We start from the raw sequence: 25,808 nt of genomic DNA, 5'->3' as shown, positions 1-25,808 counted from the left end.
ACATGCTTAATCATGGCTGTTTGGCATTGTGACTTCTGTTTAAATTTTGCTGTGTATTCTATTGATTAAGTTCTAGCAGCATAGGCATTTCGCAGGCGTCGTGGCCTGTGTTCCCTAGGGGAGCCGACAGATGCACAAAGCCCAATTTCTCATAGAGTTTTACTGCTTCATTTAACGCGGCTGTGGTTTCTAAATAGCAGCTTTGATAACCCGTTTCGCGGGCGAAATCGAGTGCAATTAGTGCTACGCGTGTTGCGAGCCCTTTGCCGCGGATTTCAGGCATAAAGTACATTTTCTGTAGTTCACAAACACCCTCATTGCTAGCTAAAGGCGCAATACCGGCGCCGCCTAGAATGCGCCCCTCTAATTCAATAATCCAATAGTTGGCGCCCGCTTGGGAGTAAATCTGGCTGAGGCAATCTAAGGTCGGGTCGGCCACGCTATAACCTTTATCCGCGGTTAAGCCGTATTCAGCCGAGACATCGCGGATGACTTTGGCAATCGCGGCATCATCTTGGGCTGTGGCTTGGCGAATGTGGCAACCACTTTGCTGCTTGGCGTTATGTACGGCTTGGTTATATAACACGAGGGCCTCTTCGATTTGTGAAGTTTGCAATGGAGTCAGTTGGGCTAAGATCCCTTGGAATAATTGATTCTGCTGAGTATCCAATTTAACGAGTAATTTCTTACCCGCAGGTGTCAGTTGCACAACTAAGCAGCGACTGTCCCGTGGGTGCACCTGACTCTGGGCAAGATGTTTATCGATCAAATGCTTGATAGCGCGGCTCGCATTGGACTTATCTATGCTGAGTTTGCTTGCAAGCTCTTTGATGGTCAGGGGCTGCTTGCCTATCTCAAACAGAGCATGGGCTTGCACGGGCGAAAGGGGTAAATCCCCAAAGGCGGCGTTGAGCATGCCTAAATTTCTCACCAGATAGCGAGACAAATGCCTGAGTTGGGCGGATGAGCCTGACTCAGTCGTTTGCTTAGTTTGAGTCACAGGCTTCGCGGGATCTTGAGCCAATGGTGCGTCTGTTTGAGCCATAGTCGAATAGGTTTGGTTGCATGTCACAACTAAGTTAGCGGGCTTTAATTCCTCTTGCAACATATTACTAACAATCTACTGTGTAAATATCAGGATTCAATAATGGCGCCATGGCGAGAATAATCGCCTGGGTGTAATTACTTTCACGGGTCGCATGGCCGTGGGTGAGTAAACCTATGGCACCGCCTTTTTGCTTAATATTGATTGTATTGAACAACCTATCCATGACATCCCCGAGTTCTTCCCCCGCTTCTAATGCCCGATAAACTTGCATTGGTAAAGGTAAAATCGCACTGCGGCCAATGGCAAGCTGGTCTTTATGGCCAATAGCGATATAAGCGAATGTGGCAGGACCAAAGTCGAAACAATCGACACCGCCTTCCATCGCAAAATAGTAGTCGGCTTTAGTCTCTTGCGGGTCCTGCTGTTGACAATAGCGCACCCGATTGATCGCCCCTTGGCGAGTGTCGAGATCTGTCATTGGCTGCGCCGCAACACCAGAAGGGGCATCCATACCGCTGGCTTCTATGATGCTCTCAGGGAACAGCTGTTCCATGGCGTTAGTTGCCGCGTTGATTTTTACTGGGTTTTTAGAACCCACTTTTATCTTAATAATGTTTTGTTGCATATAAGTTATTTATTTTGGATTTTAATGTGGACGCTCGTTTGAATCATTGCTTAAATGGTCTGAGGTGTCTAAGCGTTTGGGTTTTCTATTCTGCCACAGTCGTCGGCGAAGCTCAGTAAAAAAGCCAACAGTAGGGGAGGCAATAGCCAGCCTTAGGGACTAGGAAGCGACATGCAACTATTGCTCCTTCAGTAATTTGGGCTGGAATAGGCAGTAAGGCTATGTCATTGAAGGAACCAAAACCAAGAGATAATAATAATGAAATTCAACAAACTCGTGATTGCTATGGGAATGGCCTGCGGTGTAATACTGACCGGCTGTAACGATAGCGACGATAGCACTACGCCTACCGAACCTGAAACTCAACTGCAAACTTTTGCCCCCAATGGTTTACTCAAAGCCAGTATTCGCCGTACGACCTATGGCGTGCCGCATATCCAAGCTGACAACTTAGAAAGTTTAGGTTTTGGTAGCGGTTATGCGCAGGCACAGGACAACTTATGTGTATTAGCCGATGGTTTTATCAAGGCGAACTCACAGCGTTCTATGTACTTTGGTCCCCATGCGTCGATTGACTTCACTACGGGTCAACCTACGGCGGAAGATAATGGTAACCTTATCTCAGATTTTGCCTATAAAGCGCTAAAGATCAGAGCACAAGCCGAAGAAAAATGGCCGAAATTTAGTGAAAACTCTCGGGCACTTATCCAAGGTTTTGCCTCTGGTTATAACCAATATCTTGCTGATGTCGAAGTGGGCACACAAACGGCAGAACCTTTCTGTGGTGGTCAGCCTTGGGTGAAACCCATAGTGCCAGAAGATGTGGTGACTTATTTGTTTTCTATCGCCTTATTACCGGGCGCAGCTAACTTTCTCGATCTGATTTTTTACGCTAACCCAGGAGATGCACAGGAATACATGCCGCGTATCGTTGGGCCTGCGCCTAGCCAAGACCAAACTGCGTTTGTGGCCGATATGCAGTCTAAGTTGATTGCCCGCGCGGCTCGTATCACGACACCAGAGACCAATCCCCGCGATTTAGGTTCAAATGGTTGGGGTTTAGGCAAGGATAAAACCGAAAATGGTAAGGGCATGGTGCTAGGTAATCCGCATTTCCCGCATACGGGTAACCTGCGTTTTTGGCAATCCCATATTACGATCCCAGGGCATTTAGATATGATGGGCGGCTCGTTAGTGGGTATGCCAGGACCGATTAATATTGGTTTCAATAAAGATCTCGCTTGGACTCATACCTTCTCTACCGCTGAGCATTTTGTGATGTATAACCTTGAGTTAGTCTCGGGTGATCGGATGCAGTATTTGTTTGATGGTAAACCTATGCCGATCACCAAAGAGACAGTATCGGTTCTAGTGAATGCAGGTCCTGCGGGCATGCTGGTCGCCGAGAAAGATATTTATACTACGGCCAAAGGCCCTATGGTCGAAGCTCCTCCCGCTTTAGCGCCTTTCGGTTGGGATGATGGCAGTGCCTTTATGATCCAAGATGCCAATATGGGGACTATGGACCCTGTTGACCATTGGTTAGCCATGAACATGGCGACGAACAAAGAAGAGTTCCAACAGGCATTTAAGGACTACGATGGTGTCATCTTCAATAACACTATGTACGCCGATAAAGAGGGCAATGCTTTCTATATCGACGACTCAACTGTGCCAGGATTATCTGAATCGGCAGTTGTGTTGTTAAAAACCTCACCGGATATTAAAGCGGCTAAGGTTAAGGCCGGATTTACGATTTTACCCGGCAACACTTCACTGTTTAGCTTCGATGGTCCAACGCCCTATGAGCGTGCGCCCAAGCTTGAGCGCAGCGACTTTGTGCAAAACTCCAATGACTCCTTTTGGTCGACTAACTTGAATGAACCGCTGACTTACTTCTCGCCTATGTACGGCGCAGAGGCTGGACAGCTATCACTGCGGACACGGATGGGCTTGAGTTTAATGCAGGACGCCGCGGGGGCTGATGGCAAGTTCAGCTTGGAAGAACTCGAAGCGGCGGTGCTGTCGAATCGCAGTTATCTCGCCGAGTTAGTGCTGCCTGACTTGATTGCCCAGTGTGATGCCCAAGGCAGTACACCTGTGGTGGTGTCGGCGAGTTTATCTAAGGATGTCTCTTCGGCTTGTGCGGCATTAAAGGCGTGGAACGGTAAGCAAGATAACGACAGTAAAGGTGGTGCTTTACTACGTGAATTTGCCCATCTATTCAGCCAAACAACCATGTTGACCCAAGGATTCGATCCCGCTAATGCGGCAACGACACCTAAAACCTTGACTACGGATGGTAGTGCCTTAAAGGCCTTGGCGCACAGTGCGCTTAACCTTGAGGCCGCAGGCTTTGCCTTAGATGCGCCATTAGGGGATGTGCAATTTGTGGAGAAATCTCTGCCAGATGGAACGCCAAGTGGGTCGCGTTTACCTTGGCCGGGTAGTCATAATGCTGAAGGTGGATTCAACGTGTTTTCAACCAGTTTGTCGGGTGATGACACTTTGATCCCGCAGCACAAATACGCTGCTGTGATGGATGTGGTCACTGGCAAGGCGATGAGTTCTGGCTTAACGGCGAAAGGATACCAAGTGCGTTACGGGTCAAGTTGGATGATGGCGGTGAACTTTACCGACGAGGGGCCTGTGGCGCGGGGGATTTTAACTTACTCTGAGTCGAGTAATATCTTAACGCCTGCGTTTGCCGATCAAAGTATCTTGTACTCGAGTGCTAAAAGCTTCCGTCCTTTGTTGTTCAAAGAGGCTGACATAGCACCTGCTGTAGTGTCGACAACTGAGCTGACACTACAAAAACCATAAGTCGGATTTTGCGCTTTAATCGTTAGCGGCTCACTTCGGAGTTGAATCTGGATGAGCCGTTTTTTATGCGTGTTTGCGACTGATAGCGATTTGTAAAAATTTAACATTAACGACTGTGATCTCGATCTACCTTAGGCGTGAGTATGCGGCGGCTAGTCTCGTTTTGTTGATTTTTGTGACATATGCCCGGTTAGCTGTTTTTCTCGGCGCTTATGCAATGTCACTGGATTTCGCTTGAGGTGAATACCTTGTATTTTTAAGTGGCTTTTTATGTATATGTTTTGATGCTGTATTGAAAACTTATTACATTAAATCAGCGATCTAGATCTCAATATCAGTTTATTATGAAATTCCCTTACATAAAGCCGTGTCAGATCAACTTTTATGGGCTTTTTTTGGTTATCCTTAGCGCGAATTTATTATGCTAGTCACACCGTAAGGTAACTTTTATATGCAAAAAGATGCGACCAGTGTTCTTGGAACACCTCAAAGCACACAGAATCTAGATTCAACGAAACACTTACCTTGGACTCGCCAAGACACGACTTGGATGTTGAGTTTGTTCGGCACTGCCGTTGGCGCTGGAATTTTATTTTTACCTATCAATGCGGGCATGGGCGGCTTTTGGCCTCTTGTGTTAATGGCAGTGATCATCGGTCCTATGACCTATCTTGCCCACCGTGGTTTATCTCGTTTTGTTTGTTCATCAAGCATTCCTGGTAGCGACATTACTCAAGTAGTTGAAGAGCATTTTGGTGTTGGCGCGGGTAAAGCCATTACCGTACTGTATTTCTTTGCTATCTACCCGATTGTATTAATTTACGGTGTGGGTATTACCAACACTGTTGATAGCTTTATCGTCAATCAGTTAGGCATGGCATCGCCACCACGCTTCATTCTATCGGGTGTATTGATCCTCGGTATGATGGCTGTAATGGTCGCAGGTGAGAAATTCATGCTCAAAGTGACACAATTGCTGGTGTATCCGCTGGTGGGTATTTTGGCCTTTATGTCTATCTACCTGATCCCTGAATGGAAAATGGATGCTTTACTCGTCGTACCAGAAGCGGGTGCATTTTTAGGCACAGTTTGGTTAACGATTCCAGTTTTAGTGTTTGCCTTTAACCATTCTCCAGCGATTTCACAGTTTTCTGTGTCATTGAAACGTGACCATGGCGCGAATGCTTCTCGCAAAGCTGATGTTATTTTACGTAATACTTCCATGATGTTAGTGGGCTTTGTGATGTTGTTTGTGTTCTCTTGTGTGTTGTCATTATCGCCAGCACAATTGGCCGAAGCGAAAGCTCAGAATCTACCGATTTTGTCTTATCTTGCCAACGTGCATTCAAGTGGTTTTGTAAGCTACTTTGGTCCATTAATCGCCTTTATCGCGATTGTGTCTTCTTTCTTTGGCCATTACATGGGCGCGACAGAAGGCATGAAGGGGATTATTGTTAAGCAGTTAGACACGAATAAAAAAGGTATTTCAGAGCAAAAAATCAACAAATTTATTCTGGTGTTTATGTTTGTGACGATTTGGGCCGTGGCAATCAAAAACCCAAGTATTTTGAATATGATTGAAGCTTTAGGTGGCCCAATTATCGCGGCTATCCTGTACTTGATGCCTATGTACGCTGTATATAAAGTGCCAGCATTAAAAGCGCACCGTGGTCGCATCAGCAATATCTTCGTGGTTATAGCGGGTTTATTGGCAATGACGGCTATTCTGTTTGGCTTCTTTCGTTAAGTTTTAATCTTAGTAGGAACGCGGTTTGAATGTGAATCGTGAGTCGTAAAAAGAAAAGGATCGTGCCATTGGCCCGATCCTTTTTTATTACGTATAAGATTTGAATCGCTTATTTTTCTTCGTACATTAAGTAGTAACTCTGCTTCATCCCTAACGCTTGATAGGTCTGCTGTGCGGCGAGATTTTCTTGCTCGACATATAAACGGAAGCTTGCGGCACCACCATTGGCTTCGGCCAGTTGTTTGACTTCGCTGTAGAGTTTGGCATAGATGCCTTGGCGACGATTTTTCGGGCGAATATACACACTCTGGATCCAGTAATAATCCTTGGCGCGCCAATCGCTCCATTCAAATGTCACCATAAGCGAACCGACTATCTCACCTTCAATTTCGGCGACGAGGTAAAACCCTTTTAGCGGGCTCTCAAGTAGCGTGCCCACGCCGCGGGTCAGTGTTGCTTCATCTAAGGCTAAGCCTTCGGTTTCTTGGGCCATCGCCTGATTAAATTGGACTAAGGCACTGAGGTCCTGAGCCTTAGCTTTACGGATCAACATACAACAACTCCTAGGCGGTTATTGAGTAATACCGCTCTTGTTTAGTGAACTACACATTTTGTGGCTCACTTTAGCATGGAACATTGTGGGATAACGAGTTCGACAGTCGCAGGTTTGGCGGAGTGAGCTTAATTGTTGTTGCGGATATTTGTACGACTAAAGTCTTATCTTCTAGGCTTATCTTTAGTGTCCTTTCGCTGAACTAAGTGAGTTAATGATGGGATTTATTAAGTCTACTCGCCGCTATAAACTTAAAATTTTACCCGTCTATGATATTGCTGCTGATGAACAGATAAATCATCGTCTGCATTTTATTTTAACGCTGTTGAGCTTCGGTTTATGGGGTTTAGTTTGGTGGTGGTTGGTCTTAAAAGCTAACGGTAAGTCCGACTTTATTTTCAGTGGTTTTGATGACGATTATTGGAGTTATTTGATTGAGCGTGAGCAACCGCCTGCGTCGCTTTATCGTCAGCAAATAGCACCAAAAAAAGTCACAGAATATTTTGATGCTTAAGCAGAAAAACTAACATCTCGGCGGCCAATTTAACAAAGTTGGTTTGGTTAATATTACTGATTTTAAGGCGGTTTAGCTCAACGTGACCCAGATCATCCCTCGATTAAAACCCCTCTGCTAGACTCGGCGATTGCCCCATTTAGACTGAGAAACTAGCGCGCTAGTTTTGGTCTTTGCCCCAGCATAGTTTCGAATTCAAGGTTATCAATATGACAAAACAAAAGTCGTCAGCATTAGGCCGTGTTTGGTCTCGCTGGATGTCAGTGCCGCTGTGGCTGCAAATTGTTATCGGTATGGTGCTAGGTATTTTAGTGGGCATCATCTTCGGCGAGCAAGCGACTCACTTAAAGCCGATAGGCACCTTGTTTGTTAATGCCATTAAGATGCTGATTGTGCCATTGGTGTTTTGCTCACTGATTGTGGGCGTCACTTCGATGCAAGATACGAACAAGATGGGGCGTATTGGTTTTAAATCTTTTGCGTTTTATCTCTTTACCACGGCTATCGCGATCACTATCGGTTTAATTGTCGGTTATGTTCTTCAACCCGGTGCTGGTTTAGGTTTGTCATTGGCAGAAGGCGCGACTCAAACTGCCAAAGAAATACCTTCTTTAGTCGATACTTTGATCGACATAGTGCCGACGAACCCTATTGCGGCTTTAGCAAGCGGGCAAATTTTGCAAGTTATAGTATTTGCGATTGTTTTAGGTATCGCCTTAGTGCTGATTGGCGAGCATGGCAAACCTGCAATTAAAGTGTTCGAAAGTTTAGCTGAGGCCATGTATAAAATGGCCGACATGGTGATGAAGCTCGCACCCTACGGTGTATTTGGGCTAATGGCTTGGGTAGCGGGGGAGTATGGGATTGATATGCTTTGGCCACTGATCAAAGTTATTATTGCTGTGTATCTTGGCTGTATTATTCATGTGCTTGGATTCTATAGTTTTTTACTGCGCGGATTTGCAAAGTTAAGCCCGCTGCAGTTTTTTAAAGGGATTAGCAATGCCATGTTAGTGGCGTTTACCACATCGAGCTCTGCGGGCACGCTCCCTGTGAGTATGAAGTGTGCGAGTGAAAATTTGGGGGTTCATAAGAAAATCTCTAGCTTCGTATTACCGCTAGGCACAACAATCAATATGGATGGCACAGCATTATACCAAGGGGTCACAGTGCTGTTTGTGGCACAGGCGTTTGGTATCGACCTGACTGTCGTCGATTATCTCACCATTATTTTAACGGCGACGTTGGCCTCTATTGGTACTGCGGGTGTGCCCGGTGCGGGTTTAGTGATGTTGACTTTAGTACTCACAACCGTAGGGCTTCCCTTAGAAGGGGTGGCATTGATTGCGGGAATTGACCGTATTTTAGATATGGTGCGTACTGTGGTAAACGTCTCTGGTGACTTAGTGGCGACGACTGTCATTGCAAAGTCTGAAGATGAGTTGGATATGGCGCATTATAATGCCGACATAGATCAAAGCGCCGTAATAGCCGAACAGAATACCGCCCTCGAAATTGCAGCGGCTAAGAGTGTCAAAGCATAGGGAGCTTTTATTGCTAGTTCGTTAACTAAAAAACCGCCATTGGCGGTTTTTTTATGCTGACAAGTTTTATGGTTACTTCATTTGGCTTAACACTAACACTGGCTTGTCGTCGCTGTTAAGTAAGGTAAGTCGGCCTTGCACTAATTTTGCTTTGGTAACTAATGGCATAGCTTGCATCACTTTGTGCTCTTGCTGCATTAGGGCATCCACGCAGGCTTTCATTGTGCTACCGGCAGGAGATAGCTTAAGCTCTTCGCCTTGCTGAGTATATTGACCGAAAAAGTTATTGCAGCTGTTGTTGCCATGTAATTTACCTTCGGCCTCAAAGGTAATTTGCGCTGGGCTGTAATCGATAGTCGGTTGGCCTTGAACCATTTCAATGTGCCAGCGGCCTTCTAATGGAATAGTATCATTTGGTGCTATATCGGCACTTTGGCAGGCGGTGATGCCTAAGAGTAATGCACCTAAAATGAATGTTTGTTTTAACATCGTTGCGGTTCCTTTTTCCATGATTATGGCCATAGTGTGACAAGTTTTTCGTAAGATCTAAAGGGGTTTATATGACAGGCTCATTTAAAAGTACTCTGAATTTGTTGAAGTTTTTACATTGGTTAGGTGTATTGATGCTAGTTTGTGGACTTGGGTTTTATATGTTGACGCAATGGAGTCTAGAGATAAGCGGCATGTTATTGACCTCAAGTCTGATTGGTTTAGGGTTGGTCTTAATGTCGCCCTATCCTGTGGTGCTGTTTATCCAATGGGCGAAGCGCCAAGATGAGCATTCCAAGTAATTTTGTACTGTCTAATTAAGTCTAAATTTCATTAAATCAAAGCTCTGCCGAATCTGCGGCGGGATTATCGTACAAGCTTGAGTCAATGGCGGGTTCTACTGGCGTGTCTGCGGCTTGGGATACAGGTGGGCGCATTGAATCGAGTTTGCCCCGCGCGAGTTCCATCATAGGTGCAAGTTTGGCGCTGGATTCTGGGGTAAAAAAACTGTAGCTCACATCGAGTTTTAGCTGATGGTTTTGTTGTTCTAGCTGCTTTTCTACTCGCTTCATAATATGTAGAACATCCCGTTCACCATCCACAAAAGCAAGTACCACAAATTGAGTGCTGTTGTAATGGGCGGCAACGTCAGCGGTTCTTATCGTATCTTGGATTAACTTGCCTAACAGTCTGTGGTGATTATTTTCGAGTGGTATTGGAGTGTTATCCGTGCTCAGTAATTCAAAGAAGATGATACCTGCATGGGCGCCAAAGCGGCGGCCTAAATTGAGCTGTCTTGGCGCCATCATCAAGAAGCCGTAATGGTTGAGCATGCCCGTTTCTTGATCGCGCATCGAAAGGGATTCAATTCTATGGTTCTGACACAGAAGGGATAATTCCTGTTGCAGTAAAATCTGAAATGGTTCGAGCATAGCGGCATTGACTAGTGGTTCTATTATATGCGGGTTGAGTACACACAGGGCACCAAATTGGCTACCATCCGGCCAAGCGATAGGACGTGAGAGAATATGCTGAATACCATCAAAATCCCTTGGTAAATCTTCTAACATAAAGCTGCCGAGGTTTTGATATAAACCATCAGGTTGGCTGTTTTGTATCTGTTTGAAGAGTTCGAGTGCTGGTGGATATAAAGTGCCCGCGGTAAATTGTGGTGTTTCAGTGATTGCGCTGACAATGATCTCAAATCCTGCGCTGGTCTTTTGGAATATAAAAACCGTGTTAGCGTTGTAATAGCTTTTGATGAGCTCACATTGGTGCATCCAGCGAGTGAGATTCACTTGTTGATTGTCGCTATCAAGTAAACTCAAGTTGGGATTAATGGTTTCGGGCAACATACAAACGCCTAACTAGGGCTAAATATTCATTAAGTTTGGGAAATAAAAGGGGATTTAGCAAATCAAGGCACTAAATAATACCTTGTTCTAGCTGTGTCTATTAATCCAACCGAGTATACTGACGGCCTTAAATTGGGCCTAAAGCCAAGATGATGCCGTGAGAACACTGTGAAGATTAGATTAGCCTTACCCCAAGATGTTGATTTATTAGCGATGCTAGAGAAAAAACATCTCAATGACGAACTAGCTTCCGCCAATATGGGACTGCAAGGGCAAGCTTTTTCCCACAGTGAATTGAGCGAATTAGTGCAGCATCATTGGGTCGTAGTGGCGCAGGTTGAGCAGCAGATCGTCGGTTATGTGATTGCCGGTCGCTGGGGATTTTTCGAACATTGGCCCATTTATCGCACTTTGTTGAATCGTTTGCCGCAACTCGATTGGGATGGACCTAAATTAACTAAGGTCAATTCTTGCCAATACGGGCCGATATGGGTGCAGCAAGCCTACCGTGGGCAAGGGATTTTCGAGGCATTAGTCCGTGAAATTCGTCGCCAAGTTGCTCCGCATTTTAGCTATATGTTGACCTTTATTGCTGAAGATAATGAACGTTCCTTTGCCGCTCACTCGGGTAAAGCGCACATGCAGGTTGTGGATTTTTTCACCGTTTCGGCAAGAGATTATTATTTAATGGCGGCAAAGACCCAAGCTTAGTTGTTCGATGATAGAAATTAAGGATTCAATCTCTACTGTGTAAATAACCCGAGTTCAGGTTAAATAACGGAGATAAATACATGAATGTACAATTTGTTGAGTCACTATTAACGGCCTATGCCGAAGTCAATTTATCGGCTTGGGACAACTTGAGATTGGTCCTATCTGAGTGCGCTCACCATGAATGTGAGGCGAGGGGATTTGAAGTCGAGTTTATCTCCGATTCAGGGCAAGTGCAGCATTATTGGGTACAAGTGGGGAATATTTGGCTCGATTGTGGTCGAACCAATGCCTATTCGACGGTGATTACGCGACTGACCGATAAGGAACTTAGCCGTGTAAACTCCAAGAGCGCGTTAGAATGCGCTATTTTATCCCAAGAGCAGATCGGTCTACTCTGCATGCAAAATGCCCATTTCGATCATTGCTAAATTCATACTTGACCTTCAGGTCGCCACTAAAGGTGAACAGGTTTTCAGCAGCTTGTCTTGGATTGCTACTTTTAACATTCCCCCCAAAGAAGTCTGTGGTAAGTCTATGTTTGCTGACGACATAATTAAACTACATAGAATCACTGCCAATTAACTCAATATAAAATTGAAGTGAGATTGTACTAAAATAAGGTTTAGTATTTACAATTTTTAATATAAAAGCCAGTTAACACTAGGCACAAACACGTTTTAATTCATTTTCAGTAAAATTTATTTTCCGTTGGAATGAATTGATCAACATCCGTGACTGGTAATAGGTCTAAGCTATTTTTGGCATGTTTTCGTAGTTTATTTTCGTTTGCCTCAGTTGCAATGTTTTGTAATATTGACCTGTAGCGTGAGTTATTGCTTTTGGCTAACACTTTACAAAGCCAAGAAACAGCATCGATCACGTAGGGATCTTCATTCTTTTTCTCAGTCCAGATTTTTTCAGCAAATAAATCTAGCACCTCTATTTTGATATGATCTTGTTGATAATAGCCTTTGGCTAAACTCTGTAATGTTGCTCCTGTGCTGTTTAACTGCATTTTTATTGATGATATATCATCTGACCATTCAATGTTTGGGGTCACTCGTTCGATAAAGAGAGCTGCTGACTTTTGTGCACTGAACTGGATACTTCCAAGGCCTTCATACTGATAGGTTACGCTAGGTGGTTTTTCTATCAGGAAATTTCCACCATATTTGGTAATCTTGTCCGGCTTGCCTAGTTTTGAAACAACCAAGTTTTCACTTTCTCCGCTAGCCAATTTGAGGAATAATTCTTTTTTTGAAAGTTCTATCTTTTTGGGTTGAAGACCTGAGTCAATTATTGAAACATGAGATAGGCCTCTTTTCTCAATAACTTTTGATACAACATTTCCGTTAATATCCTCTATCCATACCGCAGAGTAATCTTCACTTAAACTCCCATTAATAAGATATTTTTCGTTTTTCTTCGGTGTAAAATTAACTTCTCCCTCAATGATATAGTTTGAGGTTGAGCTAAAAATATATCCGATTGGAGCGGAGTGATGGACTTGGCCGATGAGATATAAGTTTATGGGTTTGATTGGAATCGACCTTGATGCGCCCATTGCAATCAATTGCGAGCCTTTTCCATTAGAAGCCGCTGAAGATGCTGTTAAGCTATTATGGATAGGTTCTCCATCGATTAGCTTTATATAATAAAAACTTGCTTTACTTCGACTTAGTCTTTGAAAACTATCATCAATTGTAGCAAGCTCTCCTGTATACCCTTCTGGTATCGATGAAGTATAAGACATGCAGCCAAACATAAGAAAAGATATTATTGTGGAAAGAAATAACTTCATTTAATTTCCTTTTTTATAGAGTAAATCTATTTTATTCGTCTGTTTATAGTCATTGATATTATTTGTGCATTTTTATCAATAGTACTTTTACCAATTATCAATACTTTTTCACCATAAAGTAGCGCTCAGGTGTCGTGGTGACTGTGCCTATGATCTCAAAACCTTGTTTCTCATAGAATACTGGGGCTTGAATCGATAAGGTATCCACTTGAGCTACCAAGCAACCCCGTTGCTTCGCCTCAGCTTCGGCAAGCGCCATGAGTTTGCACCCAAGCCCTGTACCTCTGGTTTGGTCATCAACCCAGACAACATTGATTAAGAAGTTTTTTATAGATAGTCCGTCCACCCACACCACCAATCAACTTGCCCGTTTCATCGCGTGCTATGACAGTCAAAGGCACTGATTTCTCAGGCCCTAATAGCCCACATTAAATTGCCTAACGCCGTCTACCAGCGCATCCACAATCGCGTTATTTTCTTCATGAATAACTTCAAATTTCATGTCAAAAACTCTTTCTGGAATGTGATTACTTTATAAACGTAAATGTTATTTCTGTTGTATTCAACTTTTGACTGATCTCACTAATGTTAATCATTATCATTCGCGAAATCATTTATAAGTTGCATTTGTAAACTAAGTTTACTAAACAGGAGAGGTTTATGTTATTTCGTCAAACTTGCTTGGCAGTTGCCATTACCGCTGTATTTACGGGTAATTTTGTCCAAGCCGAAGAGGCTCCCGACAGAAAAATGGAAGTTATGGTTGTTACTGCCTCTGGATATGAACAGAAATTGGTTGATGCACCTGCCAGTATTTCTGTTATCACCCAAGAAGATTTGATGATAAAACCTTATACCACTCTCCTAGATGCAGTGCGTGACTTGGAAGGGGTTGATATTGGTGAAACCCGTGATAAAACAGGGCAAGGTACCATCAGTCTACGCGGTATGGGATCTGACTATACCTTAATCCTTGTCGATGGTAAGCGTCAGAATAACCATGGTGATATTTATCCAAACAGTTTTGGTGGCAATCAATTTGGTCATGTACCACCACTTGATGCTATTGATCGAATTGAAGTTATTCGTGGGCCAGCATCAACGTTATACGGTGCAGATGCTTTAGGTGGTGTGGTGAACATCATCACTAAAAAAGTGGGCGACGAATGGTCTGGCTCTATCACTCACAGCCGAACTCATCAAACCAATGATGCCTATGGCGAAGATATCACTACCGATTTCAGCGTGATGGGTCCCCTCATTAAAGGCGTTCTTGGGTTATCGATTCATGGCAGTATTTATGATCGAATGGGGTCTACACCAGAGTACGCACCAGTAGATTATCCTAATGGAGAAGTACGCACTCGTTCACTCGGTTTTGGTGGTGGCGGTAAAACCGTCGATAACGAAAATCATATGTTAGGTGGGAGTTTAAGTTGGACACTAAATGAACATCACAAAATTTGGTTTGATTTAGATTCCTCATCTCAAGATTATGATAATACACCACTGATCAATGATAACGGTGAACGCGAGTATCCGCTTGGTACTGTTGATAATATCGATAGTCTCTGGATTGCCAGTAACTTCTGTAAAGGCGGCGTAGGTTCCCGTGAGGCTGCTTGTCTAGCCAGCGGTGGTGAATGGGCAAGACGCTCAAATCCGCGAGCGGGTTACAGCGAGACTCAAAAATTTACCCGTGATGCTTGGGCATTAACCCATGAAGGTGCTTGGGATTTTGGTACAAGCTTTGTGTCACTATCCTATGTAGACACACAAAATAATGGCCGCACACTGCCATTTACCACTGCTGAGCGAGTATTACTACTGCAGATGATTGATGGTAAAGGGGATTACACCGGCATGACTGAAGCCGAACGTAAAGCGATTGCTGAATCCACTTTCCTGCCTAGACCTAAACGCGAAATGGCAAGTAATCAATATACGCTTGATATGAAACTCGATATTCCATTTGAAGCTGCAGGAAATCATGTCGCAGTGACGGGTGCGCAGGTGATTCGTGGTGAGTTGAAAGACGGTGTATTTGGTATGGAAGAAGGTACGCCGGGCGCAGTACAAGAACATAATATGTGGTCTGTTTTTGCTGAAGATACATGGAGCATGACTTCTGATTTATCTGTTACTGCGGGTTTACGTCATGATGATCATGAAATATTTGGCAACCAACTCAGCCCACGTCTATACGGCGTTTACACCATTAATAATGAGTGGACTGTAAAGGGTGGGGTGAGCACAGGTTTTAAAACACCTAAAACCACACAATTGTATGATGGTGTCGTTGGCTTTGGTGGCCAAGGAACCTCACCGCAATTTGGTAACCCAGATCTCGAAGCTGAAACCAGTGTGTCCAGCGAAGTCGCCCTGTATTGGTCCCATCCAGATGGCCATAATTTTAACGTCACTATCTTTAAAAATGACTTTGACGATAAGATTGCTTCACAACCCTGTGGTAAAGGTACGAGCATAGAATGTTCCGATGCGGGTGAATATGCTGATTTAGGTTATGCAGTCAGTAGCAAAACAGTCAACATAGATAAAGTTACTATTCAAGGTGCTGAGCTCGCGGGACGTTGGGAAATTCTAGATGCCTTAACGTTAAATGCTAATTATACCTACACAGATAGCGAGCAGAAAAGCGGTGCAGAGCAAGGCCGTCCACTCGGCAACAGTGCCAAGCATATGGCAAACGCGACATTAAAATGGGAGTTGACCGACTCATTTAACGTATTCTTGACCTCTGAATACCGTGCTAAACGTTATCGCTCTTGGGATATCATTAATGATGCTGCACTCTACTATAAGGGTTATAACGTGTTCCATCTTGGTGGTTCTTATCAGGCGAGTGAGTTTGTCACCTTCAACATGCGAGTAAATAACTTGTTTGATAAAGATTTTACTTCATACGATATTGTCTTCACCGAATGTAGTGACACTAGCACCACTTGTGTCTCTGACGACAATGGCCAAAACGGATACACAGCATCTTACGTTGATGATTTTAATAACAAAGATAAGGCCCGTAACTTCTGGGTTGGTATGAATGTACGTTTCTAAACTAATACTCTGTGCATTAGTCATTATTTGATATTCATGGGCGATAGATAAAACTGAGAGTTACCCGTTTGATAAAGGTATCCACTATCAATTAAACAATAGGGTAACTCTCATTACTCATTACTCATTACTCATTACTCATTACTCATTACTCATTACTCATTACTCAGTGCACCTGCACTGTGCTGGAGAGTCCGCACTATCGAGCCATCAATAAAGACCCATTCCGTGTCGGCCATTTTCACTAAAGCTTTGAGTAAATAGGCCTGAATGTCTTTTTAGACCATAAATGAAACCCTCTAAAAACCGTACTCCAATGGCCCAACTCTTTGGGTCAATCTTGCTAAGGGGGGCCTGCTAGAAGGCGGTAAAGAATGCCTTCGAATGTTTGTCTATGTTCAGGTTTATCATAAACATGGCCTGTGCTGTTCATTAAATGAAATAGCGTTTCCCTGCGTGCATTGGTTAGTATCAATCTTGGCATGCTCTCTAAAAATCATTCTCGAAAGCTCAATAGATCCTAGATGAAGTCAGAAACATTAAAGGTGCTAGCGTATAAGTCTAAAGTATCAGCCATTGCCCGTTTGGGTAAGTACCAATATAACCAAAGGGTATTCTTCCACAGAGATACCAAAATAGGCGTTCACTCGTAAAGGCTGAAAGTTTAACGTCAGCTAGTAGCAGTGTTGCGAGCGTATTAGCGTCATCGGATGTCAGCGCGCATATTTCTGCAACGGGAATAATTTTCCAAGTGGAGAGGTAAGCTGACTTAGAAATTTCATCGACTTCGCTGTCAGAAATCCAAGCATGCACATCATTTACTACTGCCTTTGTTTTTAACGAATTTGCCAAGTCATGATCAGTTACACACAGGCTTTCATATTGGATTTCGTAAGGTGTTTCAAAAAAGGCTTCAGGATCGGATTCAAGAAAAGCGGCGATTTCCTCTAATGTACCGTATGTCTTTGCTATTTCCTCTGGCTGACCTACATTGGCTGCCCATGCACAAGATTGAAGTTGCTGTAATAAGATGGTGTTATCGGTCATAGGGTCTGTGCACTCTAATGGTCTGTGTATATGCTGCTTTTATTTTGCCATATTTGTAATCTAACTAAATGTCAGACATAAAAAAACCGCTGGGTAGCGGTTTTTCATGGGTCTTAAGTGTAAAAATTGAAATGAATTAAGACTATAGACCCGCGTCAGCGCGCAATATTTCGGCTTTATCAGTTGCTTCCCATGGGAATTCGCTGCGACCAAAGTGGCCATAAGCGGCGGTCGCTTGATAAATTGGACGTGCTAAATCTAGCATTGCCGTTAAACCGTATGGGCGCAGTTCAAAGTGTTGACGCACTAACTTGATCAGCACTTCTTCAGACACTTTACCGGTACCGAAGGTCTCGATGCTGATAGAGGTAGGCTCTGCCACACCAATAGCGTAAGACACTTGGATTTCACAGCGATCAGCAAGACCTGCTGCAACTATGTTTTTTGCCACATAACGGGCAGCGTATGCTGCGCTACGGTCCACTTTTGATGGATCTTTACCAGAGAATGCGCCACCACCATGACGGGCCATGCCGCCGTAGGTGTCAACGATGATCTTACGACCCGTTAAGCCGCAATCGCCTACTGGACCACCGATAACAAAACGGCCAGTTGGGTTGATAAAGAACTTAGTATCTTTGTTTAACCATTGAGCCGGTAATACTGGCTTGATAATGGTTTCCATCACGCCTTCAATTAAGTCGGCTTGTGAAACGTCATCTCTGTGCTGAGTCGATAACACAACTGCATCGATACCGATAATTTTGCCATCATCATAGGCAAAAGTGACTTGGCTTTTCGCATCTGGGCGTAACCAAGGTAGCGTGCCATTTTTACGCACTTCAGACTGACGTTTCACTAATGCGTGGGCATAGGTGATAGGTGCAGGCATCAGAATGTCGGTTTCGTTGTTGGCATAGCCAAACATTAACCCTTGATCGCCAGCACCTTGCTCTGCAGGGTCTGCGCGGTCTACACCTTGATTGATGTCGGGTGATTGCTTACCAATGGCGTTTAATACTGCGCACGAGTCTGCATCAAACCCCATATCTGAATGGGTATAACCAATTTCACGCACCGTTTTACGGGTGATTTCTTCAATATCAACCCAGGCAGAGGTAGTGACTTCACCACCCACTAATACCATGCCGGTTTTGACATAAGTTTCACACGCTACGCGTGCTTTTGGATCTTGAGCCAGAATTGCATCTAGCACAGCATCAGAAATCTGATCTGCAATCTTATCGGGATGACCTTCTGAGACCGACTCAGAAGTAAACAAGTGCTTTGCCATAGTAGGAAAATCTCGTCGTTAGCATTCAAACGTGTAGAAGCATCTACATCTAGACGGCTATTTTAGTTTAAATCCGATTGCCGATCACCCCCGATAATAAAAAATCCTCTCAGATTGTGACCTGAAAACGACTACGCTCAGTCATAAATAGGTTATTTTACTTATATTTCATAGCATTAAGTTTACTATGTTTTTGAGGAATTTATTTCTCTATTACAAGTGATCCTTGCTATGCCCTCTTAAGTAAACGCCAGTAGAGTGACTGGCTTGTTTCTGCGACTTGTATACTCAAGCGACCTGAATCCTGCATCTTCAGGTTGTTTGGGTACATATTCGCCCATCTTTTGCTGAGTGAATGGTAATTTTAGTTTGCGTCACACTGGCATGTAGGGGAAAATATGCATCCAAATTGCCCGCTAGACCCCACAAACAAGCAGGAGAGAGCATGTCTTCCCGTAAAGTACTCGCAAACGCAATCCGTGCGTTAAGTATGGATGCAGTTCAAAAAGCAAATTCAGGCCATCCCGGCGCCCCAATGGGTATGGCAGATATTGCTGAAGTGCTGTGGAATGATTTCCTTAAGCACAACCCGGACAATCCGAAATGGGTAGATAGAGATCGTTTTATCCTCTCTAACGGTCACGGTTCAATGCTGATTTACTCTTTACTTCACCTGACTGGTTATGAATTACCAATTGAAGAGCTAAAACAGTTCCGTCAATTGCATTCTAAAACCCCGGGTCACCCAGAATACGGTTACACCCCAGGTGTTGAAACCACAACGGGTCCACTCGGTGCGGGCATCAGCAACGCTGTCGGTATGGCCATTGCTGAGAAAACCTTAGCGGCACAGTTTAACCGTGATGGTCACGATATCGTTGATCACTACACTTACTGCTTCCTCGGCGATGGCTGTTTGATGGAAGGTATTTCCCACGAAGCCTGTTCATTAGCCGGTACTTTAGGTTTAGGTAAACTGGTCGCATTTTGGGATGACAACGGTATTTCTATCGATGGCCATGTTGAAGGCTGGTTCACCGATGATACGCCAAAACGTTTTGAAGCTTACGGCTGGCATGTGATTGCCGGTGTTGACGGTCACGATAGCGCGGCAATCCGTGCTGCTATCGAAGCGGCGAAAGCGGTGACCGATAAACCAACAATGATTTGCTGCAAAACCATTATCGGTTTTGGTTCACCCAACAAATCTGGCAGCCACGATTGTCACGGCGCGCCACTAGGCGATGCAGAAATCGCAGCCGCCCGTGAATTCCTTGGCTGGCCACATGCACCATTTGAAATCCCTGCTGACGTTTATGCCGGTTGGGATGCCAAAGAAGCCGGTGCGGCCCGTGAAGCAGCGTGGAACGAGAAGTTTGCAGCATATCGCGCTGCTCACCCAGAACTGGCTGCTGAATATGAGCGTCGCGTTCTGAAAGGTGAATTACCGGCTGATTTCGAAGAAAAAGCGCAGGCATTCGTGCAAGCATCACAGGACAAAGCCGAAGGTATTGCGAGCCGTAAAGCCTCACAAAATGCCATCGGTGCATTTGGCGCTATGTTGCCTGAACTGTTAGGCGGCTCTGCTGACTTAGCGGGTTCTAACTTGACACTGTGGTCAGGTTCTAAAGGTATTCAAGACGATCCAGCTGGTAACTACATTTACTACGGCGTGCGTGAATTCGGCATGAGCGGCATTATGAACGGTGCTTCGCTGCATGGTGGTTTCATCAACTACGGCGCAACTTTCATGATGTTCATGGAATATGCTCGTAACGCAGTCCGTATGTCGGCGCTGATGGGTATTCAAAACATCTTCGTTTATACCCATGACTCTATCGGTCAAGGTGAAGATGGCCCAACGCATCAACCAGTTGAGCAATTAGCTAACCTGCGTATGACGCCAAATATGGCCGTATGGCGTCCATGTGATGCGGCAGAAACGGCAGTTTCTTGGAAAGCTGCGATTGAGCGCCGTAATGCACCTACGTCACTGATCTTCAGCCGTCAAAACCTGAAAGCTCAAGCGCGTACCGCTGAGCAATTAGCTAATGTGGCTAAAGGTGCTTATGTACTGCAAGACTGTGCGGGCACACCAGAACTGATCCTGATCGCAACTGGTAGCGAAGTACAATTGGCAATGGATACAGCCGCTGCACTGACTGAGCAAGGTAAACACGTTCGCGTAGTCTCTATGCCATCGACGACTGAGTTCGATAAGCAAGATGCCGCGTATAAAGAATCTGTATTACCCCGTGCTGTGACTAAACGTGTGGCTATTGAAGCGGCGCATACCGATTTCTGGTACAAGTACGTCGGGTTTGAAGGCACAGTTGTGGGCATGACCACATTTGGTGAGTCTGCGCCGGGTAACGTGCTATTGAATCACTTCGGTTTCACCGTTGAAAATGTGCTGAATGCTGCAAAATCATTGGGCTAATCGCTCAAGGGATTAGATTCAATACAAAAGGTTAAACTTTTTAAGTGTTAATCTGTATAATGCGGCCTGCAATCGTTTGCAGGCCGTTTTTGTATTAAGAGGAAATTGAGACCTCAATGATCCGAGTCGCTATCAATGGTTATGGCCGTATCGGCCGCTCTATTCTCCGAGCTTTATATGAGTCTGGAAAACGGCAGCAAATGCAGATTGTCGCGATTAATGAATTAGCTAAACCTGAAGCCATTATTCATCTGACCCAGTACGACACCACCCACGGTCGGTTTGCGCATAAAGTGAAGCTTGTTGATGATCATATGCTGATTGGCGACGATGCGATAAAAATCCTCCACGAGCCCGATCCGGCAAAACTCCCTTGGCACGAGATGGACATAGATATTGTCTATGAAGCCACAGGCGTATTAGTCGATCGTCAAAGCTGCGAAGCCCATATTCACGCCGGCGCTAAACAAGTGCTGATAAGTCATCCATCCTCAGCCGATGTCGATGGCACGATTGTCTATGGTGTAAACCACGATTTACTCCGCGCCGAACATACTGTGGTGTCCAACGCTTCTTGCACCACAAACTGTATCGTGCCAGTGATCGATGTGCTTGATCGCCACTTTGGCGTTAAAAGCGGTGCCATTACCACTATCCATTCGGCGATGAATGATCAACAAGTGATCGATGCTTATCATGATGATTTGCGTCGTACCCGCGCCGCTGGCCAATCGATTATCCCTGTCGACACTAAACTTGCCCGCGGCATTGAGCGGATCTTGCCGCACATGAAAAATAAGTTTGAAGCGATTTCGGTGCGCGTGCCCACCATCAACGTGACCGCCATCGATTTGTCCGTGACCTTAGAAAAAACCGTCGATATTGCCACAGTCAATCAGGTGCTGGAATCAGCCGCCAATGGGCGATTTAACGGCATCTTAGGCTATACTGATGAGCCCTTAGTCTCATGTGATTTCAACCATGACCCGCGCTCCAGTATTGTCGATGGTACCCAGACCCGCGTGAGCGCCGGTCAGTTGGTGAAGTTACTCCTGTGGTGCGATAACGAGTGGGGTTTTGCCAATCGTATGTTAGATACGAGTTTGGCGATGATCGCGGCCAAGCGAGGCTGATAAAAGTAGATTATTCACTTGTGGGTCACTGAATTTATGCCAATTCGACGGGATGTCGAGCGCCGAGCGGCAGTCAATTCATACCGGCTATGTGTGAAACAGTTTGTTTTTTGATTATAAAAGGAAGCGTTACCATGGCAATTATCAATATGTCAGATCTGGATCTACAAGGTAAGCGCGTGCTTATCCGCGAAGATCTCAATGTCCCTGTCAGCAATGGCGTCGTCACCAGTGATGCACGTCTGCGCGCCTCTCTACCGACTATCGAGTTGGCCCTTGAAAAAGGTGCGGCTGTGATGGTGATGTCGCATTTAGGTCGTCCGACCGAAGGCGAATACAATGCTGAATATTCTCTGCAACCTGTGGTCGATTATTTGGCAAAAGCCCTGTCTTGTCCTGTGCGTTTAGCGACCGACTATTTAGACGGCGTCGACGTTGCCGTGGGTGAAGTGGTTGTGTTCGAAAACGTGCGTTTCAACGTGGGTGAAGGTAAGAACAACGAAGCCTTATCGAAAAAAATGGCGGCGCTGTGTGATGTCTATGTGATGGACGCCTTCGGTACTGCACATCGTGCCCAAGCATCGACCCATGGCGTGGGCATGTTTGCCCCAATCGCCTGTGCAGGTCCATTACTGGCGCAAGAATTAGATGCCTTAGGCAAGGCATTAGATAACCCTGCGCGTCCAATGGTGGCGATTGTCGGTGGCTCTAAAGTGTCAACTAAGCTGACCGTGCTAGAAAGTCTTTCGGGTATCGTTGATCAGTTAGTGGTTGGCGGCGGTATTGCCAATACTTTCATTGCGGCGGCAGGCTACAATGTCGGTAAATCGCTGTATGAGGCGGATTTGATCGACGAAGCTAAGCGTTTAGTGGCTAATGCTAAGAGCCGTGGCGCCGATATTCCTGTGCCGACTGATGTGGTCGTTGCGGGCGAGTTTAGCCCAACAGCAGCGGCAACGTTAAAATCGGTTAGCGAAGTCGCTGATGGCGAAATGATTTTCGATATTGGTCCAGATAGCGCTGAAGCACTGGCTAAAATCATCGAATCTGCTGGCACTATCGTGTGGAACGGCCCTGTGGGCGTGTTCGAATTCGACCAATTCGGTGAAGGTACTAAGCGTATCGCCCAAGCGATTGCTGATTCAAAAGCGTTCTCTATCGCAGGCGGTGGTGACACTTTGGCTGCGGTTGATAAGTACGGCATTGCCGATAAAGTGTCTTACATTTCGACTGGTGGCGGTGCTTTCCTCGAGTTCCTCGAAGGTAAAGAATTACCGGCTGTGGCTATGTTAGAAAAGCGCGGCGCTTAATCATTAAGTTTTAAAAAACGCGGCGCATAAGACGCCGCGATAAGCTCTGATAACATCAAAGCTTTGATAAAAAGTAAAAAATTATAAAAAAAACCGCCCGTATTCATCTAAGGTACTTAATTTAAGTTGTTTATTTAAGGTACAGAGTTGAATGCGGGTATAAAAATCCATCCAAACGATAGCGACCTCGGTGATAGATATCACCCTATTATTGGAGTTAAAAAATGGCGTTAATTTCCCTACGACAACTACTTGATCACGCAGCAGAACATGGATACGGTGTGCCTGCGTTTAACGTTAACAACTTAGAGCAGATGCGTGCCATCATGCAGGCCGCTGAAGCAACAGACAGCCCTGTGATAGTGCAAGCTTCTGCTGGCGCGCGTAAATACGCTCGCCCACAGTTCTTAAAATATTTGATGGCAGCAGCTCTTGAGCAGTACCCAGATATTCCTGTGTGTATTCACCAAGACCACGGTACCGATCCTGATATTTGTCAGCGTTCTATCCAATTAGGCATGTCATCAGTCATGATGGACGGCTCTTTGATGGCTGACGGCAAAACGCCTGCATCGTACGAGTACAACGTTGATGTTACCCGTCGTACAGTGGCATTTGCCCATGCGTGTGGTGTGTCAGTTGAAGGTGAAATCGGCTGTTTAGGCAGCTTAGAAACTGGCCAAGCTGGCGAAGAAGATGGTGTTGGTGCATCAGGTATTTTAAGTCACGATCAAATGCTGACTAGCCCTGAAGAAGCGGCGCGTTTCGTTGCCGATACCCATGTTGATGCACTCGCGATTGCTATCGGTACTAGCCATGGTGCATATAAGTTCAGTCGTAAACCGACGGGCGATGTACTGCGTATCGACCGCATCAAAGAAATTCATGCGCGTATTCCTAACACTCACTTAGTGATGCACGGTTCATCTTCTGTGCCACAAGAGTGGTTAAAGATCATCAACCAATATGGTGGTCAGATCCCTGAAACCTACGGTGTGCCATTAGAAGAAATCGTAGAAGGTATCAAACACGGTGTACGTAAAGTCAACATTGATACCGACTTACGTTTAGCATCAACGGGTGCTGTTCGTAAATTCTTAGCTGAACACCCAAGTGAATTTGATCCACGTAAATTCCTGAAAGCATCAATGGAAGCCATGGCCGATATCTGTACGGTTCGCTATGAAGCTTTCGGCTGTGCAGGTCAAGCATCTAAGATTAAGCCATTGTCTTTACAAGCAATGTATAAAGCGTATCAGTCTGGCGCGTTAGATCCTAAGATCAATATGTAAGCGTTATCGCTGAGATAAAAACCCGCTAAAGCGGGTTTTTTTATACTTAAAATAGCTGCAATTTTCATTTTTTAATCGTAAATGTTAATATCGCGCAGATTTTCAGGGGAAAATACTAACCCTTATTAATATGTGCTTATTCAGCATCGCTGGGACGAACAGATATTTATAGGGATTGGATTTAACGGAACAGGAACGGATAAACATGAAGAAAGTACTGACCGCAGCACTATTAATGACTGCACCTTTTATGGCGACAGCTGGGGCCGATTTTGTAAAAGGCGATGAGACATTCGCAGGTGAAGCTGAGCTTGGTGCAACCTTAACCACAGGTAACACTGAAACCTCATCATTCAAAGGGCGTTTAAATCTTAAGCATGAGCTTGGCGATTGGGAGAATCAGTACTTACTCGAAGGTTTATATAAAGAGGATACAGGTTCTGTTACCGCGAAACGCTATTTAGCGGGTGCACAAGGTAACTACAAGATGACAGATCGTAGCTACTTGTTTGCTAACGGTAATTATGAAGTTGATCCGTTCACCGGTTATGATTACACGCTATCTGGCGCAGCGGGTTATGGTTATAGATTCTATGATACTAGTAAGACCTTTTTAGATGTCGAAGTCGGTCCAGGTTATATCTATCAGCGTCTTGATACAGAGCAAGCACTTATCGAAGGCCATGACACCAATGACAGCGTCGTCGCTCACGGCGTGATCAACTTTGAAACCGAAATCACTGACACCTCTAAATTCCAACAACGTTTCGTTGCAGATTACGGTGATAAGCTCGATGCCCGCTCTGAAACTTCGTTAACGGCGAATATTATCGGCGCATTAGCAATGAAGTTTGCCATTATTGTGCGCTACAACAGCGAGCCGTTGGATAATAAGAAAAGTACAGATACAGAAACCAATATGACCTTGTTATATTCCTTCTAATACTGTGACACTGATTTAGAAACTAAAAAGCACCTTTGAGGTGCTTTTTTATTGGCTCTTT

At 44.9% G+C, this 25,808-nt stretch carries 21 protein-coding genes and 2 pseudogenes; 13 read left to right on the top strand and 10 right to left on the bottom strand.

Going from position 1 to position 25,808, the window contains the following annotated elements; translation table 11 throughout:
- Positions 1-58 precede the first annotated feature (58 nt).
- Together L5M71_RS13200 and yjjX are read right to left on the bottom strand one after the other, a co-directional pair.
- Positions 59-1,108: a bifunctional helix-turn-helix transcriptional regulator/GNAT family N-acetyltransferase gene (locus L5M71_RS13200; RefSeq protein WP_263208234.1), complete on the bottom strand. Its 1,050-nt coding sequence runs from the start codon at positions 1,106-1,108 to the stop codon at positions 59-61.
- Positions 1,109-1,112: 4 nt separating this feature from the next.
- Positions 1,113-1,673 carry an inosine/xanthosine triphosphatase gene (gene yjjX / locus L5M71_RS13195; RefSeq protein WP_263208232.1) on the bottom strand — a complete coding sequence of 187 codons (561 nt, stop codon included), beginning with the start codon at positions 1,671-1,673 and terminating at the stop codon, positions 1,113-1,115.
- Positions 1,674-1,931: 258 nt separating this feature from the next.
- On the opposite strand from yjjX, the gene L5M71_RS13190 reads away from it, so the two are divergent.
- Together L5M71_RS13190 and L5M71_RS13185 are read left to right on the top strand one after the other, a co-directional pair.
- Positions 1,932-4,496, top strand: coding sequence for an acylase (locus L5M71_RS13190; RefSeq protein WP_263208230.1), 2,565 nt, complete (start codon positions 1,932-1,934; stop codon positions 4,494-4,496).
- Positions 4,497-4,947: 451 nt separating this feature from the next.
- Complete coding sequence (locus tag L5M71_RS13185; RefSeq protein WP_028761640.1) at positions 4,948-6,243, top strand: aromatic amino acid transport family protein; 1,296 nt, start codon at positions 4,948-4,950, stop codon at positions 6,241-6,243.
- 109 nt (positions 6,244-6,352) lie between these two features.
- On the opposite strand, the gene L5M71_RS13180 is transcribed toward L5M71_RS13185, so the two are convergent.
- Entirely contained in the window at positions 6,353-6,796 is a 444-nt protein-coding gene (locus tag L5M71_RS13180; protein ID WP_263208228.1) for a GNAT family N-acetyltransferase, read from the bottom strand.
- Positions 6,797-7,013: 217 nt separating this feature from the next.
- Between L5M71_RS13180 and L5M71_RS13175 the strand changes: the two genes are divergently transcribed.
- Complete coding sequence (locus L5M71_RS13175; RefSeq protein WP_113939800.1) at positions 7,014-7,310, top strand: hypothetical protein; 297 nt, start codon at positions 7,014-7,016, stop codon at positions 7,308-7,310.
- Between the two features lie 209 nt (positions 7,311-7,519).
- Positions 7,520-8,854, top strand: a complete 1,335-nt coding sequence (locus L5M71_RS13170) for a dicarboxylate/amino acid:cation symporter (RefSeq protein WP_263208226.1) — start codon at positions 7,520-7,522, stop codon at positions 8,852-8,854.
- Between the two features lie 72 nt (positions 8,855-8,926).
- On the opposite strand, the gene L5M71_RS13165 is transcribed toward L5M71_RS13170, so the two are convergent.
- The gene (locus L5M71_RS13165; RefSeq protein ID WP_113939802.1) at positions 8,927-9,343 is read right to left on the bottom strand and encodes an META domain-containing protein; all 417 of its coding nucleotides are present in this window, start codon (positions 9,341-9,343) and stop codon (positions 8,927-8,929) included.
- A 71-nt stretch (positions 9,344-9,414) separates the two neighbouring features.
- Between L5M71_RS13165 and L5M71_RS13160 the strand changes: the two genes are divergently transcribed.
- Positions 9,415-9,645 (top strand): hypothetical protein, encoded by a 231-nt coding sequence (locus L5M71_RS13160; protein WP_263208224.1) that lies wholly within the window; start codon positions 9,415-9,417, stop codon positions 9,643-9,645.
- Positions 9,646-9,681: 36 nt separating this feature from the next.
- Here the strand turns inward: L5M71_RS13160 and L5M71_RS13155 are convergent, their stop codons facing one another.
- The gene (locus tag L5M71_RS13155; RefSeq protein WP_263208221.1) at positions 9,682-10,698 is read right to left on the bottom strand and encodes a GGDEF domain-containing protein; all 1,017 of its coding nucleotides are present in this window, start codon (positions 10,696-10,698) and stop codon (positions 9,682-9,684) included.
- Positions 10,699-10,866: 168 nt separating this feature from the next.
- Here L5M71_RS13155 and L5M71_RS13150 point away from each other — a divergent pair, with 168 nt between their 5' ends.
- The gene (locus tag L5M71_RS13150; RefSeq protein ID WP_263208218.1) at positions 10,867-11,409 is read left to right on the top strand and encodes a GNAT family N-acetyltransferase; all 543 of its coding nucleotides are present in this window, start codon (positions 10,867-10,869) and stop codon (positions 11,407-11,409) included.
- Between the two features lie 80 nt (positions 11,410-11,489).
- Complete coding sequence (locus tag L5M71_RS13145; RefSeq protein WP_131525100.1) at positions 11,490-11,840, top strand: hypothetical protein; 351 nt, start codon at positions 11,490-11,492, stop codon at positions 11,838-11,840.
- Between the two features lie 260 nt (positions 11,841-12,100).
- Here the strand turns inward: L5M71_RS13145 and L5M71_RS13140 are convergent, their stop codons facing one another.
- Together L5M71_RS13140 and L5M71_RS13135 are read right to left on the bottom strand one after the other, a co-directional pair.
- The gene (locus L5M71_RS13140; protein ID WP_263145247.1) at positions 12,101-13,213 is read right to left on the bottom strand and encodes a hypothetical protein; all 1,113 of its coding nucleotides are present in this window, start codon (positions 13,211-13,213) and stop codon (positions 12,101-12,103) included.
- Between the two features lie 97 nt (positions 13,214-13,310).
- Positions 13,311-13,715 (bottom strand): annotated as a pseudogene (locus L5M71_RS13135) (GNAT family N-acetyltransferase).
- Between the two features lie 158 nt (positions 13,716-13,873).
- Between L5M71_RS13135 and L5M71_RS13130 the strand changes: the two are divergent.
- The gene (locus L5M71_RS13130; RefSeq protein WP_131525102.1) at positions 13,874-16,288 is read left to right on the top strand and encodes a TonB-dependent receptor domain-containing protein; all 2,415 of its coding nucleotides are present in this window, start codon (positions 13,874-13,876) and stop codon (positions 16,286-16,288) included.
- Positions 16,289-16,446: 158 nt separating this feature from the next.
- Here the strand turns inward: L5M71_RS13130 and L5M71_RS13125 are convergent.
- The 3 genes and pseudogenes from L5M71_RS13125 to metK form a co-directional block, all read right to left on the bottom strand.
- Positions 16,447-16,772: pseudogene (locus L5M71_RS13125) on the bottom strand (transposase); the annotation flags it as partial.
- Between the two features lie 77 nt (positions 16,773-16,849).
- Positions 16,850-17,335 (bottom strand): hypothetical protein, encoded by a 486-nt coding sequence (locus L5M71_RS13120; RefSeq protein ID WP_263208216.1) that lies wholly within the window; start codon positions 17,333-17,335, stop codon positions 16,850-16,852.
- 142 nt (positions 17,336-17,477) lie between these two features.
- Positions 17,478-18,629, bottom strand: coding sequence for a methionine adenosyltransferase (metK, locus tag L5M71_RS13115; RefSeq protein WP_113939808.1), 1,152 nt, complete (start codon positions 18,627-18,629; stop codon positions 17,478-17,480).
- Between the two features lie 445 nt (positions 18,630-19,074).
- Here metK and tkt point away from each other — a divergent pair, with 445 nt between their 5' ends.
- The 5 genes from tkt (at position 19,075) to L5M71_RS13090 (ending at position 25,747) form a co-directional block, all read left to right on the top strand.
- Positions 19,075-21,069 carry a transketolase gene (gene tkt, locus L5M71_RS13110; protein ID WP_263208214.1) on the top strand — a complete coding sequence of 665 codons (1,995 nt, stop codon included), beginning with the start codon at positions 19,075-19,077 and terminating at the stop codon, positions 21,067-21,069.
- A gap of 116 nt (positions 21,070-21,185) precedes the next feature.
- The gene (gene epd / locus L5M71_RS13105) at positions 21,186-22,202 is read left to right on the top strand and encodes an erythrose-4-phosphate dehydrogenase (RefSeq protein ID WP_105250098.1); all 1,017 of its coding nucleotides are present in this window, start codon (positions 21,186-21,188) and stop codon (positions 22,200-22,202) included.
- 134 nt (positions 22,203-22,336) lie between these two features.
- Positions 22,337-23,512 carry a phosphoglycerate kinase gene (locus tag L5M71_RS13100; protein ID WP_113939810.1) on the top strand — a complete coding sequence of 392 codons (1,176 nt, stop codon included), beginning with the start codon at positions 22,337-22,339 and terminating at the stop codon, positions 23,510-23,512.
- A 224-nt stretch (positions 23,513-23,736) separates the two neighbouring features.
- Positions 23,737-24,804 carry a class II fructose-bisphosphate aldolase gene (gene fba, locus L5M71_RS13095; protein ID WP_028761627.1) on the top strand — a complete coding sequence of 356 codons (1,068 nt, stop codon included), beginning with the start codon at positions 23,737-23,739 and terminating at the stop codon, positions 24,802-24,804.
- 205 nt (positions 24,805-25,009) lie between these two features.
- Positions 25,010-25,747 carry a YdiY family protein gene (locus L5M71_RS13090; RefSeq protein ID WP_028761626.1) on the top strand — a complete coding sequence of 246 codons (738 nt, stop codon included), beginning with the start codon at positions 25,010-25,012 and terminating at the stop codon, positions 25,745-25,747.
- The last annotated feature ends 61 nt before the right edge of the window (positions 25,748-25,808 follow it).

The organism is Shewanella sp. SW1 (assembly GCF_025653545.1).
GTDB lineage: Bacteria > Pseudomonadota > Gammaproteobacteria > Enterobacterales > Shewanellaceae > Shewanella > Shewanella oncorhynchi.
The sequence above is the reverse complement of the archived record's forward strand: the minus strand, read 5'-3'. Positions and strand labels throughout refer to the sequence as shown.

Excerpts from the sequence above, each read along its gene's own strand:
- L5M71_RS13200 (WP_263208234.1), bottom strand. The coding sequence starts at position 1,108 with ATGTTGCAAGAGGAATTAAAGCCCGCTAACTTAGTTGTGACATGCAAC.
- yjjX (WP_263208232.1), bottom strand. The coding sequence starts at position 1,673 with ATGCAACAAAACATTATTAAGATAAAAGTGGGTTCTAAAAACCCAGTA.
- L5M71_RS13190 (WP_263208230.1), top strand. The coding sequence starts at position 1,932 with ATGAAATTCAACAAACTCGTGATTGCTATGGGAATGGCCTGCGGTGTA.
- L5M71_RS13185 (WP_028761640.1), top strand. The coding sequence starts at position 4,948 with ATGCAAAAAGATGCGACCAGTGTTCTTGGAACACCTCAAAGCACACAG.
- L5M71_RS13180 (WP_263208228.1), bottom strand. The coding sequence starts at position 6,796 with ATGTTGATCCGTAAAGCTAAGGCTCAGGACCTCAGTGCCTTAGTCCAA.
- L5M71_RS13175 (WP_113939800.1), top strand. The coding sequence starts at position 7,014 with ATGGGATTTATTAAGTCTACTCGCCGCTATAAACTTAAAATTTTACCC.
- L5M71_RS13170 (WP_263208226.1), top strand. The coding sequence starts at position 7,520 with ATGACAAAACAAAAGTCGTCAGCATTAGGCCGTGTTTGGTCTCGCTGG.
- L5M71_RS13165 (WP_113939802.1), bottom strand. The coding sequence starts at position 9,343 with ATGTTAAAACAAACATTCATTTTAGGTGCATTACTCTTAGGCATCACC.
- L5M71_RS13160 (WP_263208224.1), top strand. The coding sequence starts at position 9,415 with ATGACAGGCTCATTTAAAAGTACTCTGAATTTGTTGAAGTTTTTACAT.
- L5M71_RS13155 (WP_263208221.1), bottom strand. The coding sequence starts at position 10,698 with ATGTTGCCCGAAACCATTAATCCCAACTTGAGTTTACTTGATAGCGAC.
- L5M71_RS13145 (WP_131525100.1), top strand. The coding sequence starts at position 11,490 with ATGAATGTACAATTTGTTGAGTCACTATTAACGGCCTATGCCGAAGTC.
- L5M71_RS13140 (WP_263145247.1), bottom strand. The coding sequence starts at position 13,213 with ATGAAGTTATTTCTTTCCACAATAATATCTTTTCTTATGTTTGGCTGC.
- L5M71_RS13130 (WP_131525102.1), top strand. The coding sequence starts at position 13,874 with ATGTTATTTCGTCAAACTTGCTTGGCAGTTGCCATTACCGCTGTATTT.
- L5M71_RS13120 (WP_263208216.1), bottom strand. The coding sequence starts at position 17,335 with ATGACCGATAACACCATCTTATTACAGCAACTTCAATCTTGTGCATGG.
- metK (WP_113939808.1), bottom strand. The coding sequence starts at position 18,629 with ATGGCAAAGCACTTGTTTACTTCTGAGTCGGTCTCAGAAGGTCATCCC.
- tkt (WP_263208214.1), top strand. The coding sequence starts at position 19,075 with ATGTCTTCCCGTAAAGTACTCGCAAACGCAATCCGTGCGTTAAGTATG.
- epd (WP_105250098.1), top strand. The coding sequence starts at position 21,186 with ATGATCCGAGTCGCTATCAATGGTTATGGCCGTATCGGCCGCTCTATT.
- L5M71_RS13100 (WP_113939810.1), top strand. The coding sequence starts at position 22,337 with ATGGCAATTATCAATATGTCAGATCTGGATCTACAAGGTAAGCGCGTG.
- fba (WP_028761627.1), top strand. The coding sequence starts at position 23,737 with ATGGCGTTAATTTCCCTACGACAACTACTTGATCACGCAGCAGAACAT.
- L5M71_RS13090 (WP_028761626.1), top strand. The coding sequence starts at position 25,010 with ATGAAGAAAGTACTGACCGCAGCACTATTAATGACTGCACCTTTTATG.